Here is a 14,617-nt window from a genome sequence, read left to right on the forward strand (position 1 = left end):
CCAAACCCCCCCCCCCCCCCCCCCCCCCCCCCCCCCCCCCCCCCCCCCCCCCCCCCCCCCCCCCCCCCCCCCCCCCCCTCTGCCGTACGCGCGAGGGCTCAGCTGTGCGGGGCCCAGTAGTCGAGCAGCGTGCCCACGCCGTGCTCCACGGACTTCCAGGAGCCGTTGAAGCCGACGACGGCGAAGGCGGCGGTCGGGAAGCCGCCCCGGTTCATCCGGGCCGCGGCGTCGCCCTCGACCGAGCCCGCGAGGGCGTCGGAGAGCGCGTGCATCCCGGGGTTGTGGCCGATGACGAGGAGGTCCTTCACCTCGTCGGAGACCTCGTTGAGCAGGGCGATCAGCTCGCCGAGCGAGGCCTCGTACAGCCGCTCCTCGTAGACGGTCCTGGGCCGGTGCGGCAGCTCCTGCACGGCCAGCTTCCAGGTCTCGCGGGTCCTGACGGCGGTCGAGCAGAGGGCCAGATCGAAGTCGATCCCGGTGTCGGCGAGCTTGCGGCCGGCCATGGGCGCGTCCGTGCGGCCGCGCTCGGCGAGCGGTCGCTCGTGGTCGGACACCTGGGGCCAGTCGGCCTTGGCATGCCGGAGCAACACGATCCTGCGGGTTTCGGGGGGGCCGGGGGGTGTCCCCCCGGAAGTCGCTGCGACGCTCATGGGCTCCAGCTTCCCATGAAACGGGCCACCGGGCGCAGGGTGTTGGGTCGGCCGAGGACGGCGGGAGGTCAGTGCGGCAGCGTCTGCTGGATCTGCTCCAGGAGGCGGCCGACCGACGGGTCACCACCGGCGGCGTGGGCCCCGCCCGGTCCGGCTATCAGCAGGAAGAGGGCGACGAAAGCGGCCACGGGCAGGGCGAGCGCCCACCAGGGCAGCCGGGTGTCGACGCCCCCGGCAGACGGGGACGTGGACGTGGACGTGGACGTGGACGGGGGCGGGGTCCGGGTGGGCGTGCGGGCCGACATGGCCGCCTCCGTGGGTCGGGACGACATCCGCAGCGGTGGCTGCGGCGATGTCTCCACGCTACGGAGCGGGGTCGCCCGGGCCCATCCGGTGATCCACCTACTTCACCCTGACACTCACCCCCTAGGGGATGGAGGGGGTAACCCCACCATCAGGGTGAGGCGAGCGTGGCGATGACGGCGATGACGACCGAGATTCCGAGCATCGCGCCGAGCACGAGCAGGAGCTTCTTCTGGCCGTCCTGGGGGTTCGGGTCGAGCACTGGCATGGGAACAGTCTCGCACTCAGCATTCGTCCTCGACCGTCCGGGCCCTGCCGGCGAGGGTGCCGACGATCATCTGCGGGATCATCAGCCCGGCCATCAGCGCGATGGGCAGGCCCCAGCCGCCGCTGTGCTGGTAGAGCACCCCGACCAGGAGCGGTCCCGGGATGGAGATCAGGTAGCCGACGCTCTGCGCGAAGGCGGAGAGCCGGACGACGCCGGCGCCGGTGCGGGAACGCAGGCCGATCATGGTGAGCGCGAGCGGGAAGGCGCAGTTGGAGACGCCGAGGAGCAGCGCCCAGACCCAGGCGCCTGCCGCCGGGGCGACGTACAGGCCGCTGTAGCCGACGAGGCCGCACAGACCCAGGGCGACGACGATCGGCCCCTGGTTCCTGAGCCGGGTCGCGAGCCCCGGGATGACGAAGGCGAGCGGAACGCCCATCACCATCGTGACCGCGAGCAGCACACCGGCCGTGCCCGCGGGGACACCGGCGTCGCGGAAGATCTGCGGCAGCCAACCCATGGTGATGTACGCGCCGGTGGCCTGGAGGCCGAAGAAGGCGCCGAGGGCCCACGCGGTGCGGCTGCGGGTGATCCGGAGCGGGGCGGCAGCCGGGGCGGTCCTGGAACCCCCGGCGGCGCTCTTCGAGGCCGCCGCGGCCTCCGGCGCCGGCGTGGCGGCCTGCGTCGTACCCCGGTCGCGTACGAGCGGGATCCAGGGCAGGACGGCGAGGGCGGCCAGGACCGCCCAGACGCCGAGCCCGGTGCGCCAACTGCCGCCCAGCGCCTGGGTCATGGGCACGGTCGCCGCGGCGGCCAGGGAGGTGCCGAGGGCGAGCGCCATGGAGTAGAGCCCGGTCATGGTGCCGACGCGGCCGGGGAAGTACCGCTTGACGATGACGGGCATGAGGACGTTGCTGACCGCGATGCCCATGAGGGCGAGGGCGCTGGCGGCGAGGAAGCCGACGGTGCCGGAGGCGAAGGGGCGGACGGCGAGGCCCGCGAAGATCGCCGCCATGCCGGCGCAGACGACGGCGGTGGGGCCGAAGCGGCGGGCGAGGCGGGGCGCGGTGATGCCGAAGACCGCGAAACAGAGCGGGGGGACGGAGGTGAGGACGCCGGCGACGCTGCCGCTCATGTGGAGCCCGTCGCGGACCTCTTCGAGAAGGGCGCCGAGGCTGGTGATGGCGGGGCGGAGGTTGATCGCGGAGAGCACGAGACCGACGACGACGAGCCGGGTGATCCAGAGGGCCGGGCGGTCCGGTGCGGGAGAATCCGCCAGGGTGGCGGCCGGGGCGGGGGTACGGGCCGGTGGGACGGCGGTCGTGAGGGTCTGCGGCTCGTCGGACATGGGCAGCATCATAGAATCATGGGATGATTGATTGTCCAATCCGGAACGAAATGGATGGTGCACATGGCGCTCGGTTCTCCCCGGCGTTCCGGGCTCTCCGATCAGGTGATCACCGAGCTGCGGAACCAGATCACCTCCGGTGAGTGGCCGGTCGGTTCACGGATCCCGACCGAACCGGAGCTGGTCGAGCAGCTGGGCGTGGCCCGCAACACCGTGCGCGAGGCCGTGCGGGCGCTCGCGCACAACGGGCTGCTCGACATCCGGCAGGGCTCGGGGACCTACGTGGTCGCGACGAGCGAGCTGGCGGGGGTCATGCACCGGCGGTTCGCGGGGTCCGATCCGCGCCACATCGCCGAGCTGCGCTCCACGCTGGAGTCCTCGGCGGCGCGCCTCGCGGCGCAGCGGCGCACGGAGCGCGACCTGAAGCAGCTGGACACCCTCCTGGCGGGGCGCGAGGAGGCGTGGGCGTCGGGGGACGCCGAGCGGTTCGTGACGGCGGACGGGGCGTTCCACCACGCGGTGGTCGTCGCCTCGCACAACGAGGTGCTGACCGAGCTCTACGCCGACCTCGGCCACGTCCTGCGCCAGTGGCTGCGCGACGACCTGGGCCAGGAGCTGCGGCCGGAGCACCACATGGACCACGCGCGCCTGGTGGAGGCGATCCGGGCCGGCGACGCGGACACGGCGGCCGCCGAGGCGGCCGGCTATCCGTTCATGTGCCTCAGGAATCTGGGGCCTGCGGAAGGGGATCCTCGGCCGGCTGGTGCGTGAGCCAGGCGGAGCGGACCTCCTTCCAGCAGCGGCCGGCGAGCTGGGCGTACGCGGTCGGGGCCACGGCCACCGGGGCGCTATCGGTGTCCACGTCCCACCAGCGCGCGCACTCGACGTGTAGCCGGACGCGGTCGGTGGTGGGGTACGGGTTCTGGCAGTACGCGGTGACAAGGGAGCCCTCGACGACCGTACGGCAGGAGGCCCCGAAGTTCTCGGGCTCCTGGGCGACGGTGGCGCCGGGCGCCGCGGGGCCCTCCGTGGGGGTGGGGGCGGCGCGGACCTCGGCGGCTATGGCGAGCCCGGCCAGGAGAGCGGCGGCCGAGGCGAGAGCGGCGAACCTGCGGTGCGGCGCGCGCATGCCCGTACCTCCTCCCCGTCAGTAGCCGGAATGTCACGCTCCGATCCAGTGTGAGGTGGTTCGCCCGACTTTTCGACTCGGGCGGCAGGCACGGGAACGACGAAGGCCGGGCGCCCCTCCGTGGAGGGGCACCCGGCCCACGTACAGCTGCTTACGCGCCGATCGCGTGCAGACCGCCGTCGACGTGCACGATCTCGCCGGTCGTCTTCGGGAACCAGTCGGAGAGCAGCGCGACGATGGCGCGGCCCGCCGGCTCCGGGTCGGACAGGTCCCACTGCAGCGGGGAACGGCTGTCCCAGACGCTCGCCAGCTCGCTGAAGCCCGGGATGGACTTGGCGGCCATCGAACCGAGCGGGCCGGCCGAGACCAGGTTGCAGCGGATGTTCTGCTTGCCCAGGTCACGGGCCATGTAGCGGCTGGTGGCCTCCAGGGCGGCCTTGGTCGGGCCCATCCAGTCGTACTGCGGCCAGGCGAACTGCGCGTCGAAGGTGAGGCCGACGACCGAACCGCCCTCGCTCATCAGCGGCAGCACCGCCATCGTCAGCGACTTCAGGGAGAAGGCCGAGACGTGCATGGCGGTGGCCACGGACTCGAACGGCGTGTTCAGGAAGTTGCCGCCGAGCGCGTCCTGCGGCGCGAAGCCGATGGAGTGCACGACGCCGTCCAGGCGGTCGCCCAGGTGCTCGCGGACCTGGCCCTCCAGGCGGGCGAGGTGCTCGTCGTTGGAGACGTCGAGCTCCAGGACCTTGACCTTGTCGGGCTGGGGCAGCTTCTTGGCGATGCGCTCGGTCAGCGTCGGCCGCGGCCAGGCGGTGAGGATGATCTCCGCGCCCTGCTCCTGGGCCAGCTTCGCGGCGTGGAAGGCGATGGAGGACTCCATCAGCACACCGGTGATCAGGATGCGCTTGCCCTCGAGAATTCCGCTCATGTGATCAGTGACCCATGCCCAATCCGCCGTCAACCGGGATGACGGCTCCAGTGATGTACGAGGCGTCGTCCGAGGCGAGGAACTTCACCGCGGCGGCGATCTCCTCGGGCTGCGCGTAGCGGCCCAGCGGCACCTGGGACACGATCCCCGCGCGCTGCTCCTCGGTCAGGACCGCGGTCATGTCGGTGTCGACGAAACCGGGGGCGACGACATTGAACGTGATGTTGCGCGAGCCGAGCTCACGGGCCAGCGAGCGGGCGAAGCCCACCAGGCCGGCCTTGGAGGCGGCGTAGTTCGCCTGCCCGGCCGAGCCGAGGAGGCCGACGACCGAGGAGATCAGGACGACGCGGCCCTTCTTGGCCCGCAGCATGCCGCGGTTGGCGCGCTTGACCACCCGGAAGGCGCCGGTCAGGTTGGTGTCGAGGACGGAGGTGAAGTCCTCCTCGCTCATGCGCATCAGGAGCTGGTCCTTGGTGACCCCGGCGTTCGCCACCAGGACCTCCACCGGACCGTGCGTCTCCTCGATCTCCTTGTACGCCTGGTCCACCTGCTCGCCGTCGGTGATGTCGCACCTGACGGCGAGGCAGCCCAGATCAGTCAGGGCGGCCGGCGGCTCACCGGAGCGGTACGTGATCGCGACCTTGTCGCCGGCCTCGGCGAACGCGCGGGCGATGGCGAGGCCGATGCCCCGGTTGCCTCCGGTGACGAGAACCGAGCGGCTCAACGGATCACCCTTTCGATAGCGGTCTGGATACCGAAAACCTATCGGTCCGGCACCTTCCACGAAGAATCGGCCCCTGACAGTGGCGTACGGATGTCACTGTCGGGTCCCTACAGAAAGATCTGGGCATGGCGGCCGAAAGCGCGACATGATCGGGGGCGACCGGTCTCACACGACAGGAGACAGCTGTGCCATCTGGCATCCATTCCATCGACGCGGCCTTCACGGCGCTGCCGCTGCGGGCGCTCGCCGACGCGGCGCTCGCACGCGCGCGTGCCCTCGGCTCCGAACACGCCGACTTCCGCCTGGAGCGGGTGCGCAGCGCCTCGTGGCGGCTGCGGGACGCCAAGCCCTCGGGTTCATCGGACACCACGGACCTCGGTTACGCGGTGCGGGTGGTGCACGGCGGGGCGTGGGGGTTCGCCTCCGGGGTCGATCTGACCATGGACGGGGCCGCGCGGGTCGCCTCGCAGGCCGTGGCCATGGCCAAGCTGTCCGCCAAGGTGATCGCGGCGGCGGGCTCCGAAGAGCGCGTGGAGCTGGCCGAGGAGCCGGTGCACGCCGAGAAGACCTGGATCTCCTCGTACGAGATCAACCCCTTCGACATCCCCGGCGCCGAGAAGGGCGCGCTGCTCGCCGACTGGAGCGAGCGGCTGCTGCGGGCGGAGGGCGTGGCGCATGTGGACGCCTCGCTGACGACCGTCCAGGAGAACAAGTTCTACGCGGACACGGCGGGCACCGTCACCACCCAGCAGCGGGTCCGGCTGCACCCGCAGCTCACCGCGATCGCGGTGGACGAGACGACGGGCGAGTTCGACCAGATGCGGACGCTCGCGCCGCCGGTCGGCCGGGGCTGGGAGTACCTGACCGGTACCGGCTGGGACTGGGACGCGGAGCTGGAGCAGATCCCGGGGCTGCTCGCCGAGAAGATGCGGGCGCCGAGCGTGGAGGCGGGGACGTACGACCTGGTCGTCGACCCGTCGAACCTCTGGCTGACGATCCACGAGTCGATCGGGCACGCCACGGAGCTGGACCGGGCGCTGGGCTACGAGGCGGCGTACGCCGGGACCTCGTTCGCCACCTTCGACCAGCTGGGGAAGCTGGCGTACGGCTCGTCGATCATGAACGTGACGGGTGACCGCACCGCCGAGCACGGCCTCGCGACGATCGGGTACGACGACGAGGGTGTCGAGGCGCAGAGCTGGGACCTGGTGAAGGACGGCACGCTCGTCGGCTACCAGCTGGACCGGCGGATCGCGAGGCTGACGGGCCTGGGCCGGTCGAACGGCTGTGCGTTCGCCGACTCCCCCGGGCATGTGCCGGTGCAGCGGATGGCGAACGTCTCGCTCAAGCCGGACCCGGGCGGTCTCTCCACGGAGGACCTGATCGGGGGCGTCGAGCGCGGCATCTACGTGGTCGGCGACCGCTCGTGGTCGATCGACATGCAGCGCTACAACTTCCAGTTCACCGGGCAGCGCTTCTTCCGCATCGAGAACGGCCGGCTGACCGGGCAGCTGCGGGACGTCGCGTACCAGGCGACGACGACGGACTTCTGGGGCTCGATGGAGAAGGCCGGCGGCCCGCAGACGTACGTCCTGGGCGGCGCGTTCAACTGCGGCAAGGCCCAGCCGGGCCAGGTGGCGGCGGTCTCCCACGGCTGCCCGTCGGCACTGTTCCGCGGGGTCAACATCCTCAACACCACGCAGGAGGCGGGTCGATGAGCGCACGCCACGCAATCTGCTGGGGGTCCGGGGGTCGCCCCCCGGGCAAGCACAGTCTCAACACCACGCAGGAGGCGGGCCGATGAGCGCACGCCACATGCACCGTCTCAACACGACGCAGGAGGCCGGTCGATGAGCCGCGTCAGCAAGCCGTACGAGATCGTCGAGCGGGCGCTCGAGCTGTCCCGGGCGGACGGGTGTGTCGTCATCGCCGACGAGGAGTCCTCCGCCAACCTGCGCTGGGCGGGCAACGCGCTGACGACCAACGGCGTCACCCGCGGCCGGACGCTCACCGTCATCGCGACCGTCGACGGCGCGCAGGGCACCGCGTCGGGTGTCGTCTCGCAGTCCGCTGTGACGGTCGACGACCTGGAGCCCCTGGTGCGGGCCGCGGAGGCCGCCGCGCGGGCGGCGGGGCCCGCCGAGGACGCCCAGCCGCTGGTCGAGGGCGTGGACGCCTCCCCGGACTTCACCGATTCACCGGCCGAGACGACCTCCGCCGTTTTCACGGACTTCGCGCCCGCGCTCGGCGAGGCCTTCGCCCGCGCCCGGGAAGGCGGCCGTGAGCTGTACGGCTTCGCCAACCACGAGCTGACCTCGACCTACCTCGGTACGTCGACGGGTCTGCGGCTCCGGCACGACCAGCCCAACGGCACCCTGGAGCTCAACGCCAAGTCTCCCGACCGTTCGCGGTCCGCCTGGGCCGGGCGTTCCACGCGGGACTTCAAGGACGTCGACCCGGCGGCGCTCGACGCCGACCTGGCGCAGCGGCTCGGCTGGGCGGAGCGCCGGATCGAGCTGCCCGCCGGGCGGTACGAGACGCTGCTGCCGCCGACCGCGGTCGCGGACCTGCTGATCTACCAGCAGTGGTCCTCGGCGGCCCGGGACGCGGTGGAGGGCCGGACGGTCTTCTCGAAGCCGGGCGGCGGCACCCGTCTCGGCGAGACGCTCTCCCCGCTGCCGCTGACCCTGCGCAGCGACCCGAACGAGCCGGGCCTGGAGTCCGCGCCGTTCGTGATCGCGCACGCCTCGGGCGACGACTCCTCGGTCTTCGACAACGGTCTGCCGCTGGCGCCGATCGACTGGGTACGGGCGGGGAAGCTGGAGCACCTGATCACCACCCGGCACACGGCGGGGCTCACGCGCCTGCCCGTGGCGCCCGGGGCCGGGAACCTGATCCTGGACGGCGGCGGGGAGCGTTCGCTGGAGGAGATGGTGGCCTCCACGGAGCGCGGTCTGCTCCTGACCTGCCTCTGGTACATCCGCGAGGTCGACCCGGCGACGCTGCTGCTGACCGGGCTGACCCGGGACGGTGTCTACCTCGTCGAGAACGGCGAGGTGGTCGGCGAGGTGAACAACTTCCGGTTCAACGAGTCGCCCGTCGACCTGCTGTCGCGGGCCTCGGAGGCGGGCCGGACCGAGAAGACGCTGCCGCGCGAATGGAGCGACTGGTTCACCAGGGCGGCCATGCCGGCGCTGCGGGTGCCGGACTTCAACATGAGCTCGGTCAGCAAGGGTGTCTGACCCCCATAGACTGGGGGCGGCGTGACGACCATCAATTCAAGGAGACGGACGATCGTGACGGACATCGTCGACGAGCTGAAGTGGCGGGGGCTGTTCGCCCAGTCCACTGACGAGGACGCATTGCGCAAGGCTCTCGCGGACGGTCCCGTCACGTTCTATTGCGGTTTCGACCCGACCGCGGCCAGTCTCCACGTCGGTCACCTGGTCCAGGTGCTCACCGTCCGCCGGCTCCAGCAGGCCGGTCACAGGCCGCTGGCGCTGGTCGGCGGGGCCACCGGCCAGATCGGCGACCCGCGGCCGACGGCCGAGCGCACCCTGAACGACCCGGAGACGGTCGCGAACTGGGTGAACCGGCTGCGCAACCAGATCGAGCCGTTCCTCTCCTTCGAGGGGGAGAACGCGGCGGTCGTGGTGAACAACCTGGACTGGACCGCCGGCCTGTCGGCGATCGAGTTCCTGCGGGACATCGGCAAGCACTTCCGGGTCAACAAGATGCTGACCAAGGACTCCGTCGCCCGGCGCCTGGAGTCCGAACAGGGCATCAGCTACACCGAGTTCAGCTACCAGCTGCTGCAGGGCATGGACTTCCTGGAGCTGTACCGGCGCTACGGCTGCACGCTGCAGCAGGGCGGTTCCGACCAGTGGGGCAACTTGGTGGCGGGGCTCGACCTGATCCACAAGCTGGAGCCGGGCGCCGAGGTGCACGCGCTGGCGACGCCGCTGATGGTCAAGGCGGACGGCACCAAGTTCGGCAAGACCGAGGGCGGGGCCGTCTGGCTGGACCCGGAGATGACGACGCCGTACGCGTTCTACCAGTTCTGGCTGAACGTGGACGACCGGGACATCTCCACGTACATGCGGATACTGTCCTTCAAGTCCCGCGAGGAGCTGGAGGAGCTGGAGCAGCTCACCGCCGAGCGGCCGCAGGCGCGGACCGCGCAGCGGGCGCTGGCCGAGGAGCTGACGACGCTGGTGCACGGCGCCGAGCAGTGCGCGGCCGTCATCAACGCCTCGAAGGCGCTGTTCGGGCAGGGCGACCTGGCCGAGCTGGACGAGGCGACGCTCGCCGCGGCTCTCTCCGAGCTGCCGCACGCGCGCGTGGCGGAGCTCGGGCTGGTCGTGGACCTGTTCGCCGAGGTCGGTCTGGCGCCGAGCAAGTCGGCGGCGCGTCGGACGGTGAAGGAGGGCGGGGCCTACGTGAACAACCTGAAGGTGACCGCCGAGGACGCCGAGGTGTCGGCGGACGAGCTGCTGCACGGCCGCTGGCTGGTGCTGCGCCGGGGCAAGAAGAACCTGGCGGCGATCGAGGTCGGCGCGCAGGGCTGAGGCCCGGGGCCTGACATGACGGAGGCCGGTACGCGCATGACGCGCGTACCGGCCTCCGGCGTGTCCAGAACGTCACGCGCGTTGCCTGTTGCCTCTGATCGAGGTCCACAGCATGTCGCCCACGCCCACCACGGCGATCGCGAAGACGAGTTGGAGCAGGTGCCGCGTCCAGTCGATTCCCCGGGTGTCCTCGACCCCGATCCACGACGCGACGGAGTTGCCGAGAACACTGCCGATGATGCCGAACACGGTCGTCAGCCACAGTGGGATCTGTTGCTTGCCCGGGATGATCGCCTTGGCGATCAGGCCGAGCACCAAGCCCACGATGATTGCCCACAACCAGCTCATGGTCGCCTCCTCATGCGGCGCGATCTGCGCATGTGGGCCCAGTCTCGGCCCATGCGCCATACAGCGCATGTCGGACGGATCCATACGTGACCCGGTCTCCTGCGCCTCGGACGTCGGGCGTACCGTGGAGACAGGTCCGGTCCGGGGAGAGTCCGGCGTGGAAGCTGGTGGTGGAATGCGATGCGGAAGCATGGCGGAACAGAGGTCTTCCGAATCACCGGAGCCCGTCAGGGCCTGTCCGACGATGTGCGCGGGCGGGAGCGCCGGTATGTGATCTCGATGTCGGTGCGGACGCTGTCCGTCATCGCCGCGGTCCTCCTGTGGAACGTCGAGCGCCCTGTGGCCATCGTGGCTCTGGTGCTCGGTGGGGTGCTCCCCTATATCGCGGTGGTCATCGCGAACGCCGGGCGGGAGAAATCTCCGAGCCTTCCCTCCACCTACGTATCGGGTCCGAGCCGTCCCGAGCTTCCTGCCGTGGATCCCTCCGCGGAACCTACCGTGGATCCCTCCGCGGAACCTACCGTGGATCCTTCCGCGGAACCGCCTGCGGAGCGTTCGCCCGGCCAGAGTTGATCATCATGGTGACGTAAAAGCTCAAGAAAAGCTCAGATCAATCATGAAGTTCCAGTGCACCGCACCCCATTCCCCGTGACATACTGCCTACGCGCTCCGCATCCCCCGTCGGAGCGACGGACCGATGCCGGGCAGCTCCCCCCGTGGCTGCTCGGCATCGCCATTGTTGGACAATGATCAGGTGAGTGACGAAACCCCGATCTGTTCCGCCAAGGGCTGCCGCGCCGACGCGGTGTGGGTGCTGGCCTGGAACAATCCCAAGCTGCACACGCCCGAGCGCCGCAAGACCTGGCTCGCCTGCGAGGAGCACCGCGAGCATCTCTCCCAGTTCCTGGGCGTACGGGGCTTCCTCAAGGACGTCGTACCGATCGCCGAGTGGGAATCAGCCGCCGATCGCTGACATCGGGCGCTCCGGCTGGAGGAAGCTCGGGTCGTCCAGGCCCGAGCCGGCCTTCTTGCCCCACATCGCCAGCTTCCAGATCCGGGCTATCTCGGCGTCCGGCGCGTCCGAGCGCAGCGCGGCCCGCAGGTCCGTCTCCTCGGTGGCGAACAGGCAGGTGCGCACCTGACCGTCGGCGGTGAGCCGGGTCCGGTCGCAGGCCCGGCAGAACGGGCGGGTGACGGAGGCGATGACACCCACCGTGTGCGGTCCGCCGTCCACGACCCAGCGCTCGGCGGGGGCCGAGCCACGCTCGTCCTCGCCCTCGGGGGTCAGGGTGAAGCGGGTGCGCAGCGACTCCAGGATGTCCCCGGCGGTGATCATGCCGTCGCGCTTCCAGCCGTGCTGGGCGTCCAGCGGCATCTGCTCGATGAAGCGCAGCTCGTACGCGTTCTCCACCGCCCAGGCCAGCAGGTCGGGGGCCTCGTCGTCGTTGAGGCCGGGCATCAGGACCGCGTTGACCTTGACCGGGGTGAGTCCGGCGTCGCGCGCGGCGGCCATGCCGTCGAGGACGTCGTGGTGGCGGTCGCGGCGGGTCAGGGTCTTGAAGACCTCGGGCCGCAGGGTGTCCAGGGAGACGTTGACCCGGTCGAGACCGGCCGCCTTCAGCGCGGCGGCCGTGCGCTTGAGCCCGATGCCGTTGGTGGTCAGGGACATCCTGGGGCGGGGCTCCAGGGCCGCGCAGCGCTCGACGATGCCGACCAGGCCGGGGCGGAGCAGCGGCTCGCCGCCGGTGAAGCGGACCTCCGTGACACCGAGGTCGGTGACCGCGATCCGTATCAGCCGGACGATCTCGTCGTCGGTCAGCAGATCGGGCTTGGCCAGCCACTGGAGGCCTTCCTCCGGCATACAGTACGTACACCGCAGATTGCACCGGTCGGTGAGCGAGACGCGCAGGTCAGTGGCCACCCGGCCGTAGGTGTCGATGAGCACTGTTGGCCCCCTCCCCGTCGTTCGGTGATTGATACAGCGAGCCTACGCGAGACCACCGACAACCAGCAGGGGCCGATTGGAACGGGACCCGCGCGGCCGCGTCGTAGGACTCTACGACGCGGCCGCCGCGTAGGTTGCGGAGAGTGACGGCTCAGTGCGCTCCGGTACCGGTGAGGGACTTGACCTCCAGCTCCGCGTACTTGCCCTTGTCCGGCTCCTCCTTGGAGAGGATCGAGCCGAGCCAGCCGAGCAGGAAGCCCAGCGGGATCGAGACGATGCCCGGGTTCTCCAGCGGGAACCAGTAGAAGTCCACGGTCTTGAACATCGAGGTGGGCTTGCCGGAGACGACCGGCGAGAAGAGCACCAGGACGACCGAGGAGATCAGACCGCCGTAGATCGACCAGAGCGCGCCCTGGGTGGTGAACCGCTTCCAGAACAGGCTGTAGAGGATCGTCGGCAGGTTGGCCGAGGCGGCGACGGCGAAGGCCAGGGCGACCAGGCCGGCGACGTTGAGGTCGCGGGCGAGCGCGCCGAGGGCGATCGAGACGATGCCGATGAGGACGGTCGCCCAGCGGGCGGCGCGGACCTCCTCCTTCTCGGTGGCCTTTCCGCGCCGGATGACGTTGGCATAGATGTCGTGCGCGAAGGAGGACGACGAGGCCAGGGTCAGTCCGGCGACCACCGCGAGGATGGTGGCGAAGGCGACGGCGGAGATCACCGCGAGCAGGATCGCGCCGCCGGTGGAGTCGGCGCCTCCGCCGATCTCCAGGGCCGCGAGCGGGGCGGCGGTGTTGCCCGCCTTGTTCGAGGCGATGATGTCGCTGTTCTTCAGCAGGGCCGCGGCGCCGAAGCCGAGGACGATCGTCATCAGGTAGAAGGCGCCGATGATGCCGATGGCCCAGTTGACCGACTTACGGGCGGCCTTGGCGGTCGGCACGGTGTAGAAGCGGATCAGGATGTGCGGCAGGCCGGCCGTGCCGAGGACGAGCGCGATGCCGAGCGAGATGAAGTCCAGCTTCGAGGTGCCGGTGGCCCCGTACTTGAGGCCCGGCTCCAGGAAGGCCTGTCCCTTGCCGCTGTTGGTGGCGGCGGCGCCGAGCAGGTCGGAGAGGTTGAAGTTGAACTTCAGCAGGATGAGGAAGGTGATCAGGAGCGTGCCCGCGATGAGCAGGACGGCCTTGACCATCTGCACCCAGGTGGTGCCCTTCATGCCGCCGATGGTGACGTACACGATCATCAGGACGCCGACCAGGGCGACGATGGCGATCTTGCCGCCGTCGCTGGTGATGCCGAGGAGCAGCGAGACGAGCACGCCCGCGCCGGCCATCTGCGCGAGCAGGTAGAAGATCGAGACGACGATCGTGGAGGTGCCGGCGGCGGTACGGACCGGGCGCTGGCGCATCCGGTAGGCGAGGACGTCGCCCATGGTGAACCGGCCGGAGTTGCGCAGCGGTTCGGCGACCAGGAGCAGGGCCACCAGCCAGGCGACCAGGAAGCCGATCGAGTACAGGAAGCCGTCGTAGCCGAAGAGCGCGATGGCGCCGGCGATGCCGAGGAACGACGCGGCGGACATGTAGTCGCCGGAGATCGCGAGGCCGTTCTGGAAGCCGGTGAACTGGCGGCCGCCGGCGTAGAAGTCGGCGGCGCTCTTGGTCTGGCGGCCGGCCCAGACGGTGATGACGAGCGTGGCGACGACGAAGGCGCCGAAGAGGGTGATGATCAGCGGCCGGTGCTCGCTCGTCGCGTTGCCGGCCGCCAGCGAGACGGTCTCGAGGATGCTGCTCACGCGTCGCCCTCCATACGGGACTTGATGGCCTCGGCCTTCGGGTCGAGGCGGTTCGCCGCGTGCCGCGAGTAGAGCCAGGCGATGAGGAAGGTCGTGGCGAACTGGCCGAGGCCCAGGACGAGAGCCACGTTGATGTTGCCGAAGAGCCTGGTCCCCATGAAGCCGCCCGCGTAGTTGGAGAGCAGCACGTAGAGCAGGTACCAGGCGATGAAGGCGATCGTCAGGGGGAAGGCGAAGGAGCGGTACGTGCGGCGCAGCTCGCCGAATTCCGCACTCTCCTGCACCTCGACGAACGCCTCGGTCGTGGGCTGGACAGGGCCGGTGTGGACGTCCGTGCCGCCTTGGGGCGGCGGCGGTGCATCGGTAGCCACGGATTCTCCTCGCGACGCGGGTGCGGTGGGCATGGACAAAGGGGCCTCACTGAGGGGGGTGGGGGAACGGGGCTCCGAGCGGAGCTCCTCCCCTGCACAACGGCACGGAGCGCGGGGCGACGCGGTTCACCGCAGATCTTTTTCTCGGCCTGGATATTCCTCCGGATCTGTATCAAGTCCTCTCAACTCATTGAAGGCGCGGCAAGATCAGCGATAACTTCACTCGTCATGCACCTGCCCGTCCGCAATCCG

Annotated in this window: 17 protein-coding genes; 6 read left to right on the top strand and 11 right to left on the bottom strand. The window is 70.4% G+C overall.

Features of this window, described 5'->3' with window-relative positions:
* Positions 1-98: 98 nt before the first annotated feature.
* The 4 genes from ACZ4VI_RS33930 to ACZ4VI_RS33945 all read right to left on the bottom strand — a co-directional run bounded on the left by ACZ4VI_RS33930 (position 99) and on the right by ACZ4VI_RS33945 (position 2,566).
* Positions 99-650 carry a SixA phosphatase family protein gene (locus tag ACZ4VI_RS33930; RefSeq protein WP_468005635.1) on the bottom strand — a complete coding sequence of 184 codons (552 nt, stop codon included), beginning with the start codon at positions 648-650 and terminating at the stop codon, positions 99-101.
* A gap of 68 nt (positions 651-718) precedes the next feature.
* Entirely contained in the window at positions 719-955 is a 237-nt protein-coding gene (locus ACZ4VI_RS33935; protein WP_468005637.1) for a hypothetical protein, read from the bottom strand.
* Positions 956-1,104: 149 nt separating this feature from the next.
* A complete protein-coding gene (locus ACZ4VI_RS33940; RefSeq protein ID WP_468005639.1) occupies positions 1,105-1,221 on the bottom strand; it encodes an SGM_5486 family transporter-associated protein in 117 nt (38 codons plus the stop codon).
* 16 nt (positions 1,222-1,237) lie between these two features.
* Entirely contained in the window at positions 1,238-2,566 is a 1,329-nt protein-coding gene (locus ACZ4VI_RS33945; RefSeq protein WP_468005641.1) for a CynX/NimT family MFS transporter, read from the bottom strand.
* 63 nt (positions 2,567-2,629) lie between these two features.
* On the opposite strand from ACZ4VI_RS33945, the gene ACZ4VI_RS33950 reads away from it, so the two are divergent.
* A complete protein-coding gene (locus tag ACZ4VI_RS33950; RefSeq protein ID WP_468005643.1) occupies positions 2,630-3,337 on the top strand; it encodes a FadR/GntR family transcriptional regulator in 708 nt (235 codons plus the stop codon).
* Here ACZ4VI_RS33950 and ACZ4VI_RS33955 read toward each other — a convergent pair.
* The 3 genes from ACZ4VI_RS33955 to fabG form a co-directional block, all read right to left on the bottom strand.
* Positions 3,288-3,695, bottom strand: coding sequence for a hypothetical protein (locus ACZ4VI_RS33955; protein WP_468005644.1), 408 nt, complete (start codon positions 3,693-3,695; stop codon positions 3,288-3,290). The genes ACZ4VI_RS33950 and ACZ4VI_RS33955 overlap by 50 nt on opposite strands.
* 151 nt (positions 3,696-3,846) lie before the next feature.
* The gene (gene fabI, locus ACZ4VI_RS33960) at positions 3,847-4,623 is read right to left on the bottom strand and encodes an enoyl-ACP reductase FabI (RefSeq protein ID WP_468005646.1); all 777 of its coding nucleotides are present in this window, start codon (positions 4,621-4,623) and stop codon (positions 3,847-3,849) included.
* A gap of 4 nt (positions 4,624-4,627) precedes the next feature.
* On the bottom strand, positions 4,628-5,347 hold the full coding sequence (fabG, locus tag ACZ4VI_RS33965; protein ID WP_468005648.1) for a 3-oxoacyl-[acyl-carrier-protein] reductase: 720 nt from the start codon (positions 5,345-5,347) through the stop codon (positions 4,628-4,630).
* 197 nt (positions 5,348-5,544) lie between these two features.
* Between fabG and ACZ4VI_RS33970 the strand changes: the two genes are divergently transcribed.
* The 3 genes from ACZ4VI_RS33970 (at position 5,545) to tyrS (ending at position 9,915) form a co-directional block, all read left to right on the top strand.
* Positions 5,545-7,065 (top strand): TldD/PmbA family protein, encoded by a 1,521-nt coding sequence (locus tag ACZ4VI_RS33970; protein ID WP_468005685.1) that lies wholly within the window; start codon positions 5,545-5,547, stop codon positions 7,063-7,065.
* A 132-nt stretch (positions 7,066-7,197) separates the two neighbouring features.
* The gene (locus ACZ4VI_RS33975; RefSeq protein WP_468005650.1) at positions 7,198-8,589 is read left to right on the top strand and encodes a metallopeptidase TldD-related protein; all 1,392 of its coding nucleotides are present in this window, start codon (positions 7,198-7,200) and stop codon (positions 8,587-8,589) included.
* A gap of 54 nt (positions 8,590-8,643) precedes the next feature.
* Complete coding sequence (gene tyrS / locus ACZ4VI_RS33980) at positions 8,644-9,915, top strand: tyrosine--tRNA ligase (protein WP_468005651.1); 1,272 nt, start codon at positions 8,644-8,646, stop codon at positions 9,913-9,915.
* Positions 9,916-9,987: 72 nt separating this feature from the next.
* Here tyrS and ACZ4VI_RS33985 read toward each other — a convergent pair whose 3' ends face one another.
* The gene (locus tag ACZ4VI_RS33985) at positions 9,988-10,263 is read right to left on the bottom strand and encodes a GlsB/YeaQ/YmgE family stress response membrane protein (RefSeq protein WP_468005687.1); all 276 of its coding nucleotides are present in this window, start codon (positions 10,261-10,263) and stop codon (positions 9,988-9,990) included.
* 180 nt (positions 10,264-10,443) lie between these two features.
* On the opposite strand from ACZ4VI_RS33985, the gene ACZ4VI_RS33990 reads away from it, so the two are divergent.
* Both ACZ4VI_RS33990 and ACZ4VI_RS33995 read left to right on the top strand, forming a co-directional pair.
* The gene (locus ACZ4VI_RS33990) at positions 10,444-10,836 is read left to right on the top strand and encodes a DUF3099 domain-containing protein (protein ID WP_468005653.1); all 393 of its coding nucleotides are present in this window, start codon (positions 10,444-10,446) and stop codon (positions 10,834-10,836) included.
* Positions 10,837-11,017: 181 nt separating this feature from the next.
* Positions 11,018-11,236 (top strand): hypothetical protein, encoded by a 219-nt coding sequence (locus ACZ4VI_RS33995; protein ID WP_468005654.1) that lies wholly within the window; start codon positions 11,018-11,020, stop codon positions 11,234-11,236.
* Here the strand turns inward: ACZ4VI_RS33995 and moaA are convergent.
* The 3 genes from moaA to ACZ4VI_RS34010 all read right to left on the bottom strand — a co-directional run bounded on the left by moaA (position 11,219) and on the right by ACZ4VI_RS34010 (position 14,365).
* On the bottom strand, positions 11,219-12,208 hold the full coding sequence (moaA, locus tag ACZ4VI_RS34000) for a GTP 3',8-cyclase MoaA (RefSeq protein WP_468005656.1): 990 nt from the start codon (positions 12,206-12,208) through the stop codon (positions 11,219-11,221). The two genes, ACZ4VI_RS33995 and moaA, sit on opposite strands and share 18 nt — an antisense overlap.
* 151 nt (positions 12,209-12,359) lie before the next feature.
* Entirely contained in the window at positions 12,360-13,994 is a 1,635-nt protein-coding gene (locus tag ACZ4VI_RS34005) for a solute symporter family protein (protein WP_468005657.1), read from the bottom strand.
* The gene (locus ACZ4VI_RS34010; RefSeq protein WP_468005659.1) at positions 13,991-14,365 is read right to left on the bottom strand and encodes a DUF485 domain-containing protein; all 375 of its coding nucleotides are present in this window, start codon (positions 14,363-14,365) and stop codon (positions 13,991-13,993) included. The genes ACZ4VI_RS34005 and ACZ4VI_RS34010 overlap by 4 nt, the downstream gene beginning before the upstream one ends.
* Positions 14,366-14,617 lie beyond the last annotated feature (252 nt).

It is taken from the genome of Streptomyces sp. NPDC029169 (assembly GCF_055563935.1).

What these genes read in the sequence shown, in the direction of transcription:
- ACZ4VI_RS33950 (WP_468005643.1), top strand. Translation starts at nt 2,630, where the DNA reads ATGGCGCTCGGTTCTCCCCGGCGTTCCGGGCTCTCCGATCAGGTGATC.
- fabI (WP_468005646.1), bottom strand. Translation starts at nt 4,623, where the DNA reads ATGAGCGGAATTCTCGAGGGCAAGCGCATCCTGATCACCGGTGTGCTG.
- ACZ4VI_RS33940 (WP_468005639.1), bottom strand. Translation starts at nt 1,221, where the DNA reads ATGCCAGTGCTCGACCCGAACCCCCAGGACGGCCAGAAGAAGCTCCTG.
- ACZ4VI_RS33935 (WP_468005637.1), bottom strand. Translation starts at nt 955, where the DNA reads ATGTCGGCCCGCACGCCCACCCGGACCCCGCCCCCGTCCACGTCCACG.
- ACZ4VI_RS33975 (WP_468005650.1), top strand. Translation starts at nt 7,198, where the DNA reads ATGAGCCGCGTCAGCAAGCCGTACGAGATCGTCGAGCGGGCGCTCGAG.
- ACZ4VI_RS33985 (WP_468005687.1), bottom strand. Translation starts at nt 10,263, where the DNA reads ATGAGCTGGTTGTGGGCAATCATCGTGGGCTTGGTGCTCGGCCTGATC.
- ACZ4VI_RS33945 (WP_468005641.1), bottom strand. Translation starts at nt 2,566, where the DNA reads ATGTCCGACGAGCCGCAGACCCTCACGACCGCCGTCCCACCGGCCCGT.
- ACZ4VI_RS33930 (WP_468005635.1), bottom strand. Translation starts at nt 650, where the DNA reads ATGAGCGTCGCAGCGACTTCCGGGGGGACACCCCCCGGCCCCCCCGAA.
- ACZ4VI_RS33990 (WP_468005653.1), top strand. Translation starts at nt 10,444, where the DNA reads ATGCGGAAGCATGGCGGAACAGAGGTCTTCCGAATCACCGGAGCCCGT.
- ACZ4VI_RS33955 (WP_468005644.1), bottom strand. Translation starts at nt 3,695, where the DNA reads ATGCGCGCGCCGCACCGCAGGTTCGCCGCTCTCGCCTCGGCCGCCGCT.